Annotated in this window: 18 protein-coding genes; 10 read left to right on the top strand and 8 right to left on the bottom strand. The window is 41.0% G+C overall.

Annotated features, from left to right (window positions below; genetic code table 11):
* Positions 1–16: 16 nt before the first annotated feature.
* From F902_RS05505 to F902_RS05480, 6 genes are all read right to left on the bottom strand, one after another.
* A complete protein-coding gene (locus F902_RS05505; protein WP_005201676.1) occupies positions 17–538 on the bottom strand; it encodes a phosphatidylglycerophosphatase A family protein in 522 nt (173 codons plus the stop codon).
* The gene (thiL, locus tag F902_RS05500) at positions 516–1,433 is read right to left on the bottom strand and encodes a thiamine-phosphate kinase (protein ID WP_005201674.1); all 918 of its coding nucleotides are present in this window, start codon (positions 1,431–1,433) and stop codon (positions 516–518) included. The genes F902_RS05505 and thiL overlap by 23 nt, the downstream gene beginning before the upstream one ends.
* A gap of 14 nt (positions 1,434–1,447) precedes the next feature.
* On the bottom strand, positions 1,448–1,897 hold the full coding sequence (gene nusB / locus F902_RS05495; RefSeq protein WP_004657014.1) for a transcription antitermination factor NusB: 450 nt from the start codon (positions 1,895–1,897) through the stop codon (positions 1,448–1,450).
* A 3-nt stretch (positions 1,898–1,900) separates the two neighbouring features.
* Positions 1,901–2,371: a 6,7-dimethyl-8-ribityllumazine synthase gene (ribH, locus tag F902_RS05490; RefSeq protein ID WP_004803462.1), complete on the bottom strand. Its 471-nt coding sequence runs from the start codon at positions 2,369–2,371 to the stop codon at positions 1,901–1,903.
* 11 nt (positions 2,372–2,382) lie between these two features.
* The gene (gene ribBA, locus F902_RS05485; protein WP_005201673.1) at positions 2,383–3,504 is read right to left on the bottom strand and encodes a bifunctional 3,4-dihydroxy-2-butanone-4-phosphate synthase/GTP cyclohydrolase II; all 1,122 of its coding nucleotides are present in this window, start codon (positions 3,502–3,504) and stop codon (positions 2,383–2,385) included.
* Positions 3,505–3,787: 283 nt separating this feature from the next.
* A complete protein-coding gene (locus F902_RS05480) occupies positions 3,788–5,083 on the bottom strand; it encodes a hypothetical protein (protein WP_171061100.1) in 1,296 nt (431 codons plus the stop codon).
* Between the two features lie 61 nt (positions 5,084–5,144).
* Between F902_RS05480 and serB the strand changes: the two genes are divergently transcribed.
* The 3 genes from serB (at position 5,145) to F902_RS05465 (ending at position 7,734) form a co-directional block, all read left to right on the top strand.
* On the top strand, positions 5,145–6,365 hold the full coding sequence (gene serB, locus F902_RS05475; RefSeq protein WP_004803468.1) for a phosphoserine phosphatase SerB: 1,221 nt from the start codon (positions 5,145–5,147) through the stop codon (positions 6,363–6,365).
* A 405-nt stretch (positions 6,366–6,770) separates the two neighbouring features.
* The gene (aciT, locus tag F902_RS05470) at positions 6,771–7,106 is read left to right on the top strand and encodes a ciprofloxacin tolerance protein AciT (protein WP_004803470.1); all 336 of its coding nucleotides are present in this window, start codon (positions 6,771–6,773) and stop codon (positions 7,104–7,106) included.
* A 148-nt stretch (positions 7,107–7,254) separates the two neighbouring features.
* Complete coding sequence (locus F902_RS05465; RefSeq protein WP_004657026.1) at positions 7,255–7,734, top strand: hypothetical protein; 480 nt, start codon at positions 7,255–7,257, stop codon at positions 7,732–7,734.
* Positions 7,735–7,780: 46 nt separating this feature from the next.
* Here the strand turns inward: F902_RS05465 and dtd are convergent, their stop codons facing one another.
* On the bottom strand, positions 7,781–8,221 hold the full coding sequence (gene dtd / locus F902_RS05460) for a D-aminoacyl-tRNA deacylase (protein ID WP_005201670.1): 441 nt from the start codon (positions 8,219–8,221) through the stop codon (positions 7,781–7,783).
* Positions 8,222–8,418: 197 nt separating this feature from the next.
* On the opposite strand from dtd, the gene F902_RS05455 reads away from it, so the two are divergent.
* The 6 genes from F902_RS05455 (at position 8,419) to F902_RS05430 (ending at position 15,220) form a co-directional block, all read left to right on the top strand.
* Positions 8,419–9,942: a catalase gene (locus F902_RS05455; protein ID WP_005201668.1), complete on the top strand. Its 1,524-nt coding sequence runs from the start codon at positions 8,419–8,421 to the stop codon at positions 9,940–9,942.
* A gap of 125 nt (positions 9,943–10,067) precedes the next feature.
* Entirely contained in the window at positions 10,068–10,553 is a 486-nt protein-coding gene (locus tag F902_RS05450; RefSeq protein WP_005201667.1) for an ankyrin repeat domain-containing protein, read from the top strand.
* A 125-nt stretch (positions 10,554–10,678) separates the two neighbouring features.
* Positions 10,679–11,896, top strand: coding sequence for a nicotinate phosphoribosyltransferase (pncB, locus tag F902_RS05445; RefSeq protein WP_005201666.1), 1,218 nt, complete (start codon positions 10,679–10,681; stop codon positions 11,894–11,896).
* 373 nt (positions 11,897–12,269) lie between these two features.
* Positions 12,270–13,118 (top strand): sulfurtransferase, encoded by an 849-nt coding sequence (locus F902_RS05440; RefSeq protein WP_005201665.1) that lies wholly within the window; start codon positions 12,270–12,272, stop codon positions 13,116–13,118.
* On the top strand, positions 13,115–13,966 hold the full coding sequence (asd, locus tag F902_RS05435; RefSeq protein WP_005201664.1) for an archaetidylserine decarboxylase: 852 nt from the start codon (positions 13,115–13,117) through the stop codon (positions 13,964–13,966). The genes F902_RS05440 and asd overlap by 4 nt, the downstream gene beginning before the upstream one ends.
* 357 nt (positions 13,967–14,323) lie before the next feature.
* Positions 14,324–15,220, top strand: a complete 897-nt coding sequence (locus F902_RS05430; protein WP_005201662.1) for a LysR family transcriptional regulator — start codon at positions 14,324–14,326, stop codon at positions 15,218–15,220.
* Here the strand turns inward: F902_RS05430 and F902_RS05425 are convergent.
* Complete coding sequence (locus F902_RS05425; RefSeq protein WP_005201661.1) at positions 15,201–15,806, bottom strand: LysE family translocator; 606 nt, start codon at positions 15,804–15,806, stop codon at positions 15,201–15,203. The genes F902_RS05430 and F902_RS05425 overlap by 20 nt on opposite strands.
* 200 nt (positions 15,807–16,006) lie before the next feature.
* Here F902_RS05425 and F902_RS05420 point away from each other — a divergent pair, with 200 nt between their 5' ends.
* Positions 16,007–16,816, top strand: coding sequence for a PhzF family phenazine biosynthesis protein (locus F902_RS05420; protein ID WP_005201660.1), 810 nt, complete (start codon positions 16,007–16,009; stop codon positions 16,814–16,816).
* Positions 16,817–16,993 lie beyond the last annotated feature (177 nt).

The raw sequence follows: 16,993 nt of genomic DNA, 5'->3' as shown, positions 1-16,993 counted from the left end.
TAACTCTAATAGTGGCTTAAGTCAAAAGATAAAAATGAAAAATAAGAATACAGAGTGCTGCCCAAAGGCCAGCAATGATGTCATCTAGCATAATCCCTAAGCCGCCAGACACTTTTTGGTCAGCCCAGCTAATTGGGAATGGTTTCCAGACATCAAATATACGGAATAAGATGAATCCGACAATGACCCACAACCAATTCATTTGCTGTAAATAGAGCAAAGGCAGGAGGGTAATGGATTGTCCTGCAAACTCATCCCAAACAATACGCCCGTCATCATGCACATTGATGACTTTTGCGGTATGTCCACAAACATAAATGCCAATCAAAGACATAAAAGTAACCACAATGATACTGGCCGATAAGCCAAGATATAACCATAGGGGTACAAATAAGAGTGCAAAGACAGAGCCGAATGTTCCAGGGGCTTTGGGTGCTAAACCAGAACCAAAACCGACACCGCAAAAAACGATAAAACGGTCAAACCAAGTCATTTGGCTAAAGAGAATGGGAGGCTTATGCAAAGTGTTGGTATCCATGAACATGTAATGGGTGTGCTTTGCCCATATACTCAAATAACAATCCAGTTTGTTGGGTAATTTCACCGATTATTGTAAGCGGAACATCTAATTGTTGTCGCGATAGCTCTTCAAAATTTTGCGGTGATATTGTAAAGCATAATTCGTAATCATCCCCACCTGCAAGCGCATAATGCCACGCTTGTTGCAGATCAAGTTGTTTGAGTGATGCATCTAACGGAAGTTGCTCAAGCTGTAATTTTGCACCGACATTGGATGCTTTTAAAATATGACCTAAGTCTTGCGCCAATCCATCTGAAATATCAATCATACTTGATGCCAGCCCTTTGAGCTGTTGACCCAAATGACAACGTGGGGTTGGATAATCTAAGCGTTGTTGTAGTGGATGCCCTAGATGCTGTAATCCAAACGCAGCATCGCCAATCTGTCCACTCACACAAATATAGTCACCAACTTGTGCACCTGCACGGGTAATGGCCTGACCCTGTTCAATCCAGCCTAAGGCGGTCACACTGATGGTCAACTGCGTACTTTGGGTGGTATCGCCGCCAATCAAGCTAACACCGAACTGATCGCAGCAATCAAACAGGCCCTGACTAAATCCAGCCAGCCAGTCGTGATCAACTGAGGGAAGGCTCAATGCGAGTAAAATACTATGAGGTTTTGCCCCCATTGCTGCCAAGTCAGATAAATTGACTGCAACGCTTTTCCAGCCGATAGCACGGGCAGCGGTGTCTAGAGGAAAATGACGACCAGCAACCAGTGTATCTGCACAGATCACTAGTTGTTGTGAAGAAGGTGGGGTAATAATGGCTGAGTCATCACCGATGCCTAAACTAACATCCGTATTGGATGTGCGTTTAAAGTAATGCTCAATAATTGAAAACTCAGCCATTTAACACAAGCCTATTATTTTGCTTGCTGTTTTTCAGCTTCACGCAGCTTTGATGAAAGACGGTCTAATACACCATTGATGTATTTATGACTGTCTGCACCACCAAAGTGTTTAGCTAGCTCAATCGCTTCGTCAAGTACAACGCGATACGGAACTTCGAGGTGATCTCGCAGTTCATACGCACCCAGTCGTAAGGTTGCAAGTTCTACGCCATCCAGGGCATTTAACTCACGGTCAAGTACAGGGATGAGTAACTCATCTAAAGCTTCATGTTGAGCAACCACTTGAGTGAGCAATTCATGGTAATAGTTAAGGTCAACTTTGTGCATGGCATTTTCAACACGCGTGCGTGCTTCAATTTCATGAACTGGGTTATGACTCATTTGCCATTCATAAATCCCTTGTACAGCAAAACGACGTGCTTTGCGTTTCGCTGCATAAGCGGCCTGAAGTGTTTGCGACATGCTTTAAATTGCCTTTAATAAGTTAACCATTTCGATTGCAGTCAATGCAGCTTCGCTACCTTTGTTTCCTGCTTTCGTACCAGAACGTTCAATTGCTTGTTCAATACTGTCTGTCGTTAAGACACCATTGATTACAGGCATTGTGCTTTCAAGAGCAACTACGCCTAAGCCTTTTGCACATTCACCTGCAACAAAGTCAAAGTGAGGTGTGCTGCCACGAATCACTGCACCTAATGCAATGATGGCATCAAATTTATTTGAAGCTGCTAATTTTTTCGCAACAATCGGCAGTTCCCATGCACCTGGTGCATGAATAACAGTAATCGCTTCTTCTGCAACGCCATGGCGTTTTAAAGTGTCGATTGCGCCTTCAAGTAAATGTTCAACCACGAAGCTGTTGAAACGACCCACTAAGATCGCATAACGACCTTCGCTTGCGAGATGTAATAAACCTTCAATTCGGCGAATTGCCATAGCAACCTCGATTATTTTGCTGTGATTTGATCGGCAGTGATATATTCCACTACCTCTAAATTGAATCCGGATAAGGCATTGAAACGAAGTGGAGAACTCAACAACTTCATTTTCTCAACGCCTAAATCACGTAAAATCTGTGCACCCACACCAATGGTTTGATATTGATGAGACAGTGCGGCATTGGATTTCAGTGGTTTTGGCTGATTTAAATTCTGCAATGCAGGACCAAGATCTTCTAATTGACCCTGACCAATCCATACCAGTACACCGCGATCACTTGCAGCAATGGTTTTCATGGCAAGGTCTAAGTTCCAAGCAGGAGAGCCATCGGCTTTATTAAGTTTTAATAAATCACGAATCGGGCTGAAACCATGAACACGTACCGTAGTGACGCCTTGTTTTGGTTCACCTTTAACTAAGGCAACATGAATATCAGGATTGCCGATTTCACGATATTTGTACAGTTCAAACGTTCCGTATTCAGTCTCAATGGTTTCTTGAGACAAACGTTCAACGGTTTGTTCATTGGTCATGCGGTAATGGATCAGATCCGCGATGGTGCCAATTTTTAAGCCGTGTTTTTCTGCAAATACTTCTAAATCAGGGCGACGTGCCATTGTACCGTCATCATTGATGATTTCACAGATCACTGATGCTGGTTCAAGGCCAGCCAAACGGGTTAAATCACAACCTGCTTCGGTATGGCCTGCACGGTGTAAAACACCACCTGGTTGTGCCATTAAGGGGAAAATATGACCCGGTTGAACAATATCACTTGGTTTGGCATGTGCCGCAACCGCAGTACGAATAGTATGCGCGCGTTCCGCAGCTGAAATACCTGTGCTGATGCCTTCAGCGGCTTCAATCGAAAGCGTGAAGTTGGTTGCGTGTTGCGCGCCGTTTTGATCAACCATCAATGGAAGGTTGAGTTGTTTACAGCGGTCGCGACTGAGTGTTAAGCAAACCAAACCACGTGCATGGGTAATCATGAAGTTAATATCTTCAGGGCGAACATGCGTTGCGGCGATGACTAAGTCACCTTCATTTTCACGATCTTCATCATCCATCAGGATGACCATTTTGCCTGCACGAATATCTGCAACAAGCTCTTCAACATGACTCAGCGGCATTCGCTTTCACCTTTTATCTTGCCTTTTTAGGCACTAGTATTCGATAAATCTGGCATAGTTTACCGCATTTTAAAAAATTTCGCCTGTGCTTCTTTATCAATAAAAAGTCAGACTAAACAAATTATCTTGCAACACATTATCCTGCCCAGCTTTGCCACTTTAAAAGACAGTGTGATGCGATTGTAAGCTTTGTATCTATGGGCTAAACAAAAAAACACAAGGCTTTGTATCTAGACAAAGCCTTGTGTTTAGAATGACTCTATTCGCGGAGCCTTTGTGCTATTTATTCAAGCTCTGTCGATGCTTTGGCTTTTTTACCCATTAAAATTTCGGTACGTAGCGTTTGCGCCAACGTTGTACATTCTTCATTCATGCCATTAATCATAAAAGCATGACGGGTCATGATATTACTTGGATTTGGCATTGCCACTAATTCATAACTGTTTTGAATGGTTTTGAGCTGCTCATGATTTAAATGCAACGCTGCTTCTTTGGCATGTAAATGTTGTGCCAATCGTTTCGCGGCTTCAACTGCATCGAGCTGCATTGCATCGACTGCACTAGCAACTGCACCACGGGTTTGCAAGGCAAAACGTTTATCTTCACGGTAACGTTTATACAGTACATCAGCCAATAATTGGAAAACAGCACCGACCATCATCAGACATTCAAGGGCATGACTGTTTTCAGACGTCGTGGCTAAGCTTGCACCATCTGCATTGAATTCTTGAACCACCTGAATCTGAGCCGCGTCGATCTGGTAATGCTTGGCACAGAGCGCAATACTTTTATCTAAAAATAATTGGCATAGCTTGAAATACGGGACTGAAACAGACTGGTTCACACTACTCAATAACTGCTTAGGATCATAAAACTGAATATTGAGCGCCAAAGCTTGATCATCCAGTGATACGGATTCAGCTGGATTTTTTTCAACACGCGGTTTGGCTTGAACTTTTGCCTGCTGTTGTGCCTGAGTAACCAAAGTCACGGTATTTTGTTTTTCAAGGGCAAGCGCTTGGGTTAAACGTTGAATCTCATGCTTGAGATGATTCTCTTGATTGATACGTGCCAAGTATTCGCTGCGTGTTGGGCGTGCGATGGCGCGATAGGCCAACCAAATCAAGCCATGAATAAACAGTGAAACTAAAATCGCTAACCATTGGGTCCGTAAAATCTCACCGATACTCGGTTGGATTAAGGTAATTTCAACGGTACCGACTTTCTTTTCATTTTGTAGCGCATCGCGAACAAACACTTCACCTTGGCGGGTTTTAGCCATACCACTGGTTGCAAGCACTTGTTTATTGGCATCTAAAATACGAATGGATGCAACACTTGGGTTGGTTGCATAACGATTCGCCACCAATGCCAGCGAAACGGTATTGGCTGGTTCCAACTCAGCAAGACTATCTGCCACTAACTGACTGGTCATCAGTTGTCCTTGGCTAGCGCGATTTTCATTGAGTTGATGTGTCGTTGCAATCACCAATAAAAAGGTATGCAATGCAAAACTTACGATCAGTAGGCTAGCAAATAGCCCTTGGCGAGGCGCATTCAAGTTAAATTTCCAAGGCAAATAGATTCATGGGTTATGTTATGATTCTTACAATAGTTGTCGCTCAACCACGAGTCAATTCATGCGAGAAATCATTCTTATATCCTTTCTAGGACCAGATCAACCGAATCAGTTTACTCGATTAATGCAGGTACTATCCGTACATTCTTTGCAAATACTCGATGTGGGGCAGGCAGTTATCCATAATCAACTGACCCTTGGGATCGTTGTTGCATCGGATAATGAGACTGCAACTGCATTAGCAATGAAAGAGATTTTGATTTTAGCACATGATATTGGCTTAACTGTGCGATTTAAACCAATCTCCAACGCAGAATATGATCAATGGGTAAGTGAAGGCGGTCGAACTCGCTATATCGTGACTGCGCTTGCACCTGAACTTACCGCTGCACATCTACAAGCCGTGACTAAAATTGTATCAAGTCAAGGCTTTAATATTGAAACAGTCACGCGTTTATCGGGACGTTTAGATCTGGATGCAGAAAGCCAATTTCCTCGTCGTGCCTGTGTGCAGTTTGGCCTCAGTGGACAAATGTTGGATGCCCAAGCGATGCGTGCAGCATGTTTAAGCCTATCAGGCGAGTTAAATATTGATGTCGCTGTGCAAGAAGACAATGCATATCGCCGTAATCGTCGTTTAGTTTGCTTTGATATGGACTCCACCTTGATTGAGCAAGAAGTAATTGATGAACTGGCATTAGAAGCAGGCGTTGGCGCTCAAGTTGCTGAAATTACTGAGCGTGCCATGCTAGGTGAACTTGATTTCCAACAAAGTTTCCGTGCCCGTGTTGCCTTATTAAAAGGTTTGGATGCTTCTGTATTGCCGAAAATTGCAGAACGTTTGACGGTGACTGAAGGGGCAGAGCGTTTGATCTCTACCTTGAAAGCCTTGGGTTATAAGACCGCAATTTTATCAGGTGGTTTCCAGTACTTTGCTGAGTATTTACAAGCAAAACTTGGGATTGATGAAGTACATGCCAATATTCTTGATGTAGAAGATGGCTTTGTAACGGGTGAAGTGAAAGGTGCGATTGTTGATGGTGCTCGTAAAGCAGAGTTACTGCGTCAACTGGCTGAAAAAATGGGGATTTCGCTAGAGCAGGCGATGGCCGTTGGTGATGGTGCCAATGACTTACCGATGCTTTCAATTGCAGGTCTAGGCGTTGCATTCCGTGCTAAACCTTTGGTCCGCCAAAATGCCAATCAGGCAATTTCAAGTGTGGGTTTAGATGGCGTGCTGTACTTATTGGGTATGCATGATAAGGATTTAAACCGCGCTTAGAGTAACATTTATCGCGTTTCAATAAGGCCGCTTTTACTGCGGCCTTATTCATTTTTTGTACGTCATTTATTCGTCATAATTATGTCTAAATGTATAGAAAAACAACGATAAAAAAATTCCGAAAAAAGTTTTTTTGCAGCAAAAAAGAGGCATAGTTTTTTGTAATGACACGCTGTAATTGATGCTATATGGACATTAAAGACTTTTATATGTTTTAAAAATGTAATGACAAAAGCATATTGCGACAGCTTGTGTCGTAAGGTTAATTTCAGGCTCTTTTTTTCTAAAAAAAACGCTCCATAATGCATAAAGACGTTAATGCAATACGAAGTACTGTTAGAGATTACAGAACAAGATAGAGGTCTGAATTAAATACAGACCACCCCTTTTAAGACGGAGGTTTCTATGGAAGCAGCGAATTTCACCATGTGGGTTGGATTTGGCTTAATCGCTGTCGCAGTTATTGCTGTTTTCTTTTCTCCTTATCGTCGTTGGTTAGGTTTTATGTTGGCGGGTATGCTGTGCTGGGGACTGTTAGAAGTGGTGCGCTTTGGTGCGCAAACCATATTCGAGATGTCCGTCGCCTATAGTTATTTGACCGCGTTGAGCCTTGCGATGATAACGGTTACATTTATCCTTTTACGTGAAGACAAACAAGCACAAAAACAGCTGGCAAATCGTCAGTATATTGAACATACACCTGTATATAAGGACGACCAGCAGCAATGTTCTAGCAGATAAATTATAATAATTTGAATAACATCAAAGGTATGCTCAGCATGCCTTTTTTGTACTAATTTTCTGCAACAAAGCTTTTACAGACTTATATACAATTGTGCTAGGATACGGTTGTCTTAATTTTCATCATAATACTGTAGGCATAATTGTCATGAAGCTTTCTTCTTTACCTGTGGTTAAGTTACCTATCGTTGATGTAAGCACTGATCCACTGGATTTATTAGTGGCAGGTTTGGCGTTACGTATGAAGCAATTGGCACGTACCAGCCCAAAGTTTATTGAATTGGTGCATGACCGTGAATTCCGTATTCAGATTGGTACAGATTTAGGTTTTGCCCGTCAGATTCTTGTGAATCGTGGCAAGATTGATACGGTTGCAGGTAGCCCAGAAAAAGCAGATTTTATTTTACAGTTTGCATCAAGTGAGCAAGGTGTAAAAACGTTGCTAAAAGGTGACCCGACCGCATTTATGACGGGTATGCAAGATGGCAGCATCAAGATGGAAGGTGACTTTAGCTTATTGGTGTGGTTCAACCAAGCGGCGAAATTGATTCCACCTAAAGTGCCAAAACCTGTTAAAGAAAAAATTCGTCAAGCACGTGCCTTTATTAAAGAAAAAACAGGCAAATAAGCGGACATAAAAAACTCCCAAATCGGGAGTTTTTTATTGCCTAGAATTATTCAATCTCTAAATTGAAAGTGACTGGTCCATCATTGATTAAATGAACTTTCATATCCGCTGCAAAAATACCTGTTTGCACGTGGTCGAATTGTTGTTGCGCATATTCAACCAATTGTTCATACAAGGCTTTGGCTTCTGCTGGAGGCATGGCAGGTCCAAAGTCAGGACGTAAGCCTTTTTGGGTTTGTGCCATCAAGGTAAATTGTGAAACCAATAAAATGCCACCATTGGCTTGGCGGACATTCCATCCCATTTTGCCTTGTTCATCATCAAAAATACGATACTTTAAAATCTTATCAATCAGCTTTTGGCCTTTTTCTAAAGTGTCTTCTTTGCCTAGACCTAAAAACACCAATAAGCCGTGTTGAATTTCGCCTGTGGTTTCCCCGTCAACCACAACTTTGGCTTCGAGGACACGTTGAATTAATGCACGCATAAAAACTAAAGATCTGTTGGGTATAGAGATGCCGCAGTCTAGCAGATTTGGCTGCTTTACATCGAGCTTGCAACATGGGTGATTTACTATGATCTTATTTTTCGATTTATTTTATTAAAATTATCTTTTTTATCTATTGTTTAAATCTTTGTATAGTCCTGTTGCAGGAAAGGTATTTAGATTTTGGATTTAATAGTATGTTTAAGCGAACATTTTTATTTACGATAATGGCAGCAACGCTTGGCACCGCGTATGCAGCGCCTTTAACAAAAGACAACGGTGCACCTGTAGGTGACAATCAAAACTCAATGACAGCAGGTGCGAATGGCGCAACGCTACTACAAGATGTACAGCTGATTCAAAAATTACAACGTTTTGGTCGTGAACGTATCCCTGAACGTGTGGTGCATGCCCGTGGTACAGGCGTGTATGGTGATTTCGTTGCAAGTAAGGATTTGTCTGATTTAACGGTCGCATCGATGTTTAAGGCAGGTACAACCACCCCTGTTTTTGTTCGCTTCTCAACAGTCATCCATCCTAAAGGCTCGCCTGAAACCGCACGTGACCCGCATGGTTTTGCCGTGAAGTTCTATACACAGCAGGGCAATTGGGATTTGGTCGGCAATAATCTACCTGTATTCTTTATCCGTGATGCAATCAAGTTCCCTGATTTTGTTCATGCCATGAAGCCTGACCCAGTCACCAATGTCCAAGATCCGAATCGTATTTTTGATTTCTTAAAAAGCCAGCCGTGGTCAATCAATATGTTGACCTATGTCTATTCAAATTTAGGCACACCAGAAAGCTACCGCACGCTAGATGGCTTTGGCGTGCATGCTTTTAAACTCTATAACGACAAAGGTGAATATAAGTACGTTAAGTTCAACTGGCGTTCTAAACAAGGCGTGAAAGGGTTGAATCTAGATCAGGTACGTGAAGTTCAAGGTCGTGACTGGAATCATCTGACCAATGATATGTACAAAAATGTCTATGCTGGAAACTATCCGAAATGGGATTTGTATATTCAGGTACTTGATCCAAAAGATTTGGATAAATTTGATTTTAATCCATTAGATGCAACCAAAATCTGGCCAACTGATCTGCTGCCTGAAGTCAAAGTCGGAACCTTGACCCTGAATCGTATGCCGAAGAACTTCTTCCAAGAAACGGAACAATCGGCTTTTGCACCAGGCAACTTGATTCCAGGCATTGAACCGTCAGAAGACCGTTTACTGCAAGGTCGTATCTTCTCTTATTCGGATACGCAATTATATCGTTTAGGCGCCAATCATCAGCAGATTCCAGTGAATCGTCCTCGGGTTGCAGTGAATAACAACAACCAAGAAGGCTTTATGAACATGGGGCAAACCGAGTCTCAGGTTAACTATGAGCCAAGTACGATTGAGCCTAAACTATCTACTGAGATTGCCAGAGCTGTACAAACACCGTTGCAAGGAACGGTTTTACAACAGGCAATCCAGAAACAGCAACCCTTCAAGCAAGCAGGTGAGTTATACCGTAGCTATTCTGCGCTAGAAAAAAATGACTTGATTCGTAATCTTGCGGCAGACCTTGGACAAGTCAAAGATATCGAGACCAAGACCATCATGGTGTCTTATTTCTATAAAGCCGATGCTGATTATGGGACACGTCTTGCCAAGGCTGTGGGTGTGAATCTTAAAAATGCTCAAGCGAAAGCAGCGCAATTGAAAGACGAATAACTAGTTTTAGCATGTGGTAACAGGTGCCTGAATGTTACCCCCAGAAAGTCCTGTAACCTCGATAGCCTTTCCTGCACCTAGGGCGAGTGTTACAGGCACTCCTGATTCAATTTTAGGATATTGTGATGATTCACTTCAGAACTGCATTATTTGCAATTGGCGTAGTCTGCGGCAGTGTTTCGGCCTCAGCTTATGCAGGCACTTCATCTGCCGCAGACAACGGATCAGAAGAGGTGGTTGAGCTATTTTTCTCTGCGGCCAAGATAGGCAATGTTGAAGTTTTACAAGAGTTTTTGAAGCATGGTTTTCCGATCGATGTGCAGGATCGCTCCGGCTATAGCGCATTGATGATGGCGAGTTATTACGGGCAAAAAGAAGCGGTCAATGTGTTGATCAAACAAGGTGCCAATCGCTGTCTTCGAGACAAGCGTGGACATACCGCCTTAATGGGGGCGATTGTTAAGGCCGAATGGAGCATTGCCAAACAATTGCGTCAGGTCGATTGTGATGTTAATGCCGCAAAAACGGGTCAACTCAGCGCTGAACAGTTTGCAATTCAATTCGGACAACAGCAACGCTTAAAACAGATTCAGGCTGAGCTCTCGCACTAAGCTATTGAATTTAAAAAGACACCGAGTCAGATGATTTTGAGAAAAATATCCATCGTCGTAGACAGTCTCATTTCTGGATAAAAGTATGCTTTAATGCTTGAAATAGAATAGATCCTAATTCAGTCATGTCTACACCAATTATTCAATCTTTACTGGATACCGACTTATATAAATTCACCATGTTACAGGTGGTGTTGCATCAGTTTCCTCAAACGCATAGTGTGTATTTATTTCGTTGCCGCAATTTAGAAGATACGGTTTATCCCTTAGTTGATATTTTGGATGACTTGAATCAGCAGCTGGATTTGCTCTGTGAACTGCGTTTTGCTGAAGATGAATTACAGTACCTGCGTTCATTGCGTTTTATTAAAAGTGATTTCGTTGATTATCTGGAATTGTTCCAGCTCAAACGTCGTTTTATCCAAGCCAGTATGGATGAGGCTGGGCGTTTAGATATTCGCATTGAAGGCCCGATGGTTCAGGCGATGATGTTTGAGATTTTTGTCTTGGCCATCGTCAATGAATTGTATTTCCGTCGTATTCGTACTGATGAGGTGTTGCTTGAGGGTGAACGCCGTCTGCAACAGAAATTGCTACAGTTACAGCACTATGCCCAAGAACAACAAGATAAAGAGCCACCATTTTTAGTCTCTGATTTTGGTACGCGTCGTCGTTATAGTTTTGAATGGCAGAAGCATGTGGTGCAAGCCTTTCAGGCCGCTGCACCTAAAGTATTCCGAGGCACCAGTAATGTGCTGTTGGCAAAGCAATTGGGGATTAGCCCGATTGGTACTATGGCACATGAATTCTTACAGGCTTTTCAAGCACTTGATGTGCGTTTGCGTAATTTTCAGAAAGCTGCTTTGGAAGCATGGGTACAAGAGTATCGTGGTGATTTAGGTATTGCTTTGACCGATGTGGTGGGAATGGATGCCTTTTTGCGTGATTTCGATTTGTATTTTGCCAAGTTGTTTGATGGTTTGCGTCATGACAGTGGCGACCCGTATGAATGGGGTGATAAGGCATATGCGCATTATCGCAAACTCAAGATTGATACCAAAACCAAAATGTTAACCTTTAGCGATGGTTTGAATTTAGAAAAAGCATGGTTATTGCATCAGTATTTTAAAGACCGTTTCCAAGTGAGTTTTGGGATTGGCACCAATTTGACCAATGATATGGGGCAGAAACCATTGAATATTGTGTTGAAATTGGTGGAGTGTAATCGTCAGTCGGTGGCGAAGATTTCGGATAGTCCGGGTAAGACCATGACGGATAATGATACTTTCTTGGCGTATTTGCGTCAGGTGTTTGATATTGAAGAGAACGAAGTTAGCGTCTAAGCAAACAAGTTTAGAGGATGGTAATGGCGGTATCTTACTGGGCATTTTTAAATATTAGGTTCAACCTTCGGTTCGACCTACTTTTCTTTCGGGAAAAGTAGGCAAAACCATTGTCATCCACAAAACCTGTTCATTTCTTTCTTCTATTTTATATTTCGCAGAAACAATACCTTGTAGATATTTCGCAGGTTGTGGATGACGTTTTCGAGTATCCAATTTCATGTGATAGTTTATATTAAATCTCAAAAGCATTATGGATATTCGTCAGACGGTATATCTACTTTTCTGCTAAATCAATGCAAAAAATCAGACAAAGATAAAAAGTCGGCTATGTTAATATCATCCCCAATGCGGATGATAAAACAGCATAACCATGACTGACGTAGATTTTAAACTGGGTTTACTGATTGAACCTGAACAACTGGTGCCTTATTTAGGTAGCGAGTTGATTCGTATTGTCGATTTAAGCCGAGCTTCGGTATATGAACAATTGCATATTCCTCATGCGATTCATTTACAACCTAAATACTTGGTTGCACAACAAGAACAAGCCAATGGGGTACTACCTGATTTAGCAGGTTTACAAGTCTTAATCGAAAAATTAAATATTTCACCTCAGCATCATGTCGTGGTCTATGACGATGAAGGTGGAGCTTGGGCTGGACGTTTAATCTGGAATTTACATTGCCTTGGTTTTAACCGCACCAGTTTGATTAATGGTGGCATTCATGGCTGGTTGGGGGCAGGTTTGCCGACTACCGCGGAAGTTGATCCCGTAAAACCAGTTGCCGATCTGTTCCAGATCGATTTAGACACCGTGCAACAGCATCGAATTGAATATCATGAATTGTTACAACAGGTCGAACAAGACAATATTCAGCTTTGGGATTGCCGTACCAACGAGGAATATACAGGCTTACGCCTCGCTGCGCGACGCGGCGGTCACATCCCAAATGCACTGCATTTTGAATGGAGTACTGCCCTAAACCGTGAAAATCATCTAAAATTACACCCGCTTGAACGCACACAACAACGTTTAGAACAATTAGGCTTTAATTTACAACAACCTGTGGTGGTGTACTGTCAGTCTCATCACCGTTCCGGCTTGGCGTATATTTTGGCAAGATTGCTCAACTGGCAAGTGAGAGCCTACGATGGTGCGTGGAGTGAATGGGGCAATCGCCTCGATAGTCCTATTATTTCAGGGGAGTCACCGTCTTGAGTTTTGCAGCAGATTTAAAAAAACAATTATTTATCAAAGCACAGAATCTTGTGCCGCAACATCAACTCAGCCGTGTTGTTGGTAAGGTTGCCGCAAGTGAAAATGTCTTGGTAAAAACTGCTGTAATTCAGGCATTCAAAGCAAAATATGGCATTGATATGAGCATTGCAGCGCAAAGCAACGCACTGCAATATAAGTCATTTAATGAATTTTTTACCCGTGCGTTAAAAGAGGGTGTCCGTGGTATTGATGAACAAGCTGATAGTATTGTTTGTCCAGCGGATGGTGCGATTTCGCAACTGGGTAAAATCGAAGCAGGTGATATTTTTCAAGCTAAAGGCCAAAGCTTTTCTGCTGAAAAATTGATTGGTGATCCGCAGTTGGCGAAACCATTTATTGATGGTCAATTTGCAACCGTGTATTTATCGCCAAAAGATTATCACCGCGTCCATATGCCATTGGCGGGGACATTGACCGAAACCTTATATATTCCGGGTGAGTTGTTCTCAGTCAATCAAACCACGGCTGAAAATGTACCAGGCCTGTTTGCACGTAATGAGCGTATGGTGTGTTTGTTTGATACTGAGCTGGGTCGTATGGCGGTGGTTCTAGTAGGTGCCATGATTGTGGCAGGGATTGAAACGGTTGCCACAGGCAAAGTAAAACCATCTGGCAAAGTTGAATTGCAGCATCACCAAATGAAATTGGATAAAGGTGCGGAGTTAGGTCGTTTCTACCTAGGCTCAACCGCTGTGGTTTTATTTGAAAAAGATAAAATGGTCTGGGAAGAGCAGTTTAAAGCCAATTCGACGGTGGTGATGGGTGAGCGTTTAGGTCATTCGGTTTAATTTAGATATGATTTTAAAAAGCTCCAAAATTGGGGCTTTTTATTTAGAGTTTAATTCTTATATATTTTGTATGACGTGAAATAGTCTTAGATAATTTAAAATAAAGGCAAATAATGATGAAATTTTTAATACCACAACTCTCATTTTTTGAATTTTTAGGAATACTTACTTTTGCAACAATATTCAGTAATTATTTTCTGGATCGATCATTGATCAATATGACGGTTTTTATACTGTATTGTATTTTTGCAGGGATATTATCCAGTTTAAATTTGTATATCCGTTATAAAAGAAATACTGCTATTTCTGATTAATTAAGATAACTGTGTATGGACTCATCTTCGGTAGATCAAACATATGATTGAAGATATAAGATATTTAATTATTTTTGCAAAAATTGCTGAGTTTGGTTCAATTTCAAAAGGTGCTAAAGCATTAGGCTTATCTACCGCAACCGTCAGTCTGCATTTAGCCAAGTTAGAAAAGAATTTAGAGTGTGCCTTATTTTATCGAAATACACGGAAAATGACCTTAACTCATGATGGGCAAAAACTTTTAGATACAGCCCAAGTCATGTTGGAAACCTATGAATTAGGTATTTCAGATTTTAAGCAACGTTCTATTCTTAGAAAGACACAGCTGCATATTTCTATTCCAGCGGTTTTTATTCACAGTGAGTTGATGCGCTGTATCACGACATTTTGTGAGGCATATAAGGACTTAACTGTGCATATCACCTGTGATGATAGTCGGACAGATTTGATCGCTGAGAATGTGGATATTGCTGTTCGAATTGGTGAGCTTCCAGATAGTTCATTTAAAGCTCGCTATTTATTTCCTTTAGCCCGAAGTATTGTTGCAACACCTGAATTTTTAAGCCAACAGCAACCCATTACTCATCCTAAAGAGCTGATCAATATGAAATGGATTGGTTTGAGTATGAGAAAAAATAAAAGAATATTGCGGCATCAACACACAGGTGAGGAAGTCGAAATTTCCTATCAGCCTCATATTTATGTGAATAATGTTGAAGCGGCGTATCGATTGGCAAAATTAAATGCAGGGTTGGCAGCACCTCCTGATGAGTTAATCCAAGCTGATCTTGAACAGCAAAATATTGTGAAAGTTCTACCGAATTGGACACTTGAGCCATTGAGTGTGTATGCGGTTTGGCCTGCCAATATTCCAATCAATAGTATTGCACATGCTTTGATTGAGCGAATTTATCAATCATTTAACTCCAAAATAATTTGATGAGCATATAGATTGATAGGATGATTAATGAGCCACCCATTAAGTTATTCAGGATTTTGAGCTGGCGTGAATTGGTTAATATTTTGGCGAGTTTATGCCCAGAAATGCCCCAAAGCATTAAACAGATATAGCAGGTAATGAAATAGATGAGAGTAAACAAAATAAAGGGATGATAACTCACGGGGGAGCAAAATAATGAGATACCGGAGAGGCAGGCAATCCATGCTTTGGGATTGAGCCACTGTAAGAGAAACCCATCTATAAAATTGGCTGCTGCAATATTGTTTGATATTTCAACTTCTGCTTTTGAACATATTATTTTTTGCCCGATATAAAAAATAAATAAGCTGCCTAAAATTTCAATGATCATGAAAAATGTAGGGTAATGCATGATGGTTTTAGATATCCCAAAACCTAAAAATATAAGCAGTAAACTAAAACCAATGCTTGCACCTGAAATAAAGGGCAGTGTTTTTTTAAATCCATGCATTAAGCTGGATGAGAGAATGGAAATATTGATGGGTCCCGGTGAGATGGACATCGTGAATGAGAAAATAAACATACTTAAAAGAATGGAAAACTGCATTGTTATCGTCTTTTGAGATCAATCTTAAAAGAAGATGATACAGCGTGGTTTAAATAAGATTAGTCTGGTTTTATCAAAAGCAGATTTTGATTTTTTGGAGGTTTAAAGCTAAAAGGTAATGCATTTTATTTATCAAAAAATAAACATTATTTGGCTAATCAATTGGGTATCTTATCTAAAAATTATAGCTGTTAGAAATAATGAAAATTTACCAAGTAGATGCATTCAGTAATCAATTATTTAAAGGAAATCCTGCTGCAGTTGTCTTACTAGAGCAGTGGTTAGATGATCATATTATGCAGAATATTGCATTAGAAAATAATTTGTCTGAAACCAGTTTTGCTAGAAAAATTGATGATCAAAATTATGAAATTAAATGGTTTTCACCCTTAAAAGAAGTACAGTTTTGTGGTTATGGCACACTAGCGACCAGTTTTATTATTTTTAGAAATCAGCCTGAAATTGAGTCATTGGTCTTTCATGTTGCGCATTTAGGTGAGTTTTTTATTACTCGTGGTGAAAACGGACAGATCAAAATGAACTTTCCGATACAAACGCCACATCGCTTGGAGACGATTCCCAAAACATTAAAAGACAGCCTGTCTCAAGAAATTACTGAAGTGTATATCAATCCACAGGCCTATATTGTGGTCTATCCCAATACGCAGGCTGTTTTAAATGAATGTCCTAATTTTGATTTGATTAAAAAACTCGGTGGGCGTCGTGTTGCAATCACCACACTAAATGATGCTATAAATGAAAGACTTGCTCGGTTTGATATCATTTCCCGTTACTTTACGCCATCTATGGGAATTGATGAAGATCCTGTCACAGGTTCATTACATACGTCACTGATACCACTGTGGCAGCCATTACTTAAAAAAGAAAATATTGTCGCTTATCAGGCTTCAAAACGAGGTGGTGTGCTGCATTGTAAGTTACTTGAAAATGATCGAATTGAAATCGCAGGTGAGTGTCGCTTATATTTAGAAGGTGAAATTTTCATTTAATCAATAAACTAAAAAGTCATGTACGTTTTTGCTTACATCGATTAGGGGCAATGTCCCATTTTCAGCCAAGGCTGAATTGCCTAATATGAACCCATCAGGAACAGGAAGTTCCAAAACATAAAACAAGAATGATAAGTTTGCGCATCAGGATGTGAGATATGACAGGAGTTGTATCTA

Source organism: Acinetobacter higginsii (assembly GCF_000369525.1).
In the GTDB taxonomy this organism is placed as follows: Bacteria; Pseudomonadota; Gammaproteobacteria; order Pseudomonadales; family Moraxellaceae; genus Acinetobacter; species Acinetobacter higginsii.
The sequence above is the reverse complement of the archived record's forward strand: the minus strand, read 5'-3'. Positions and strand labels throughout refer to the sequence as shown.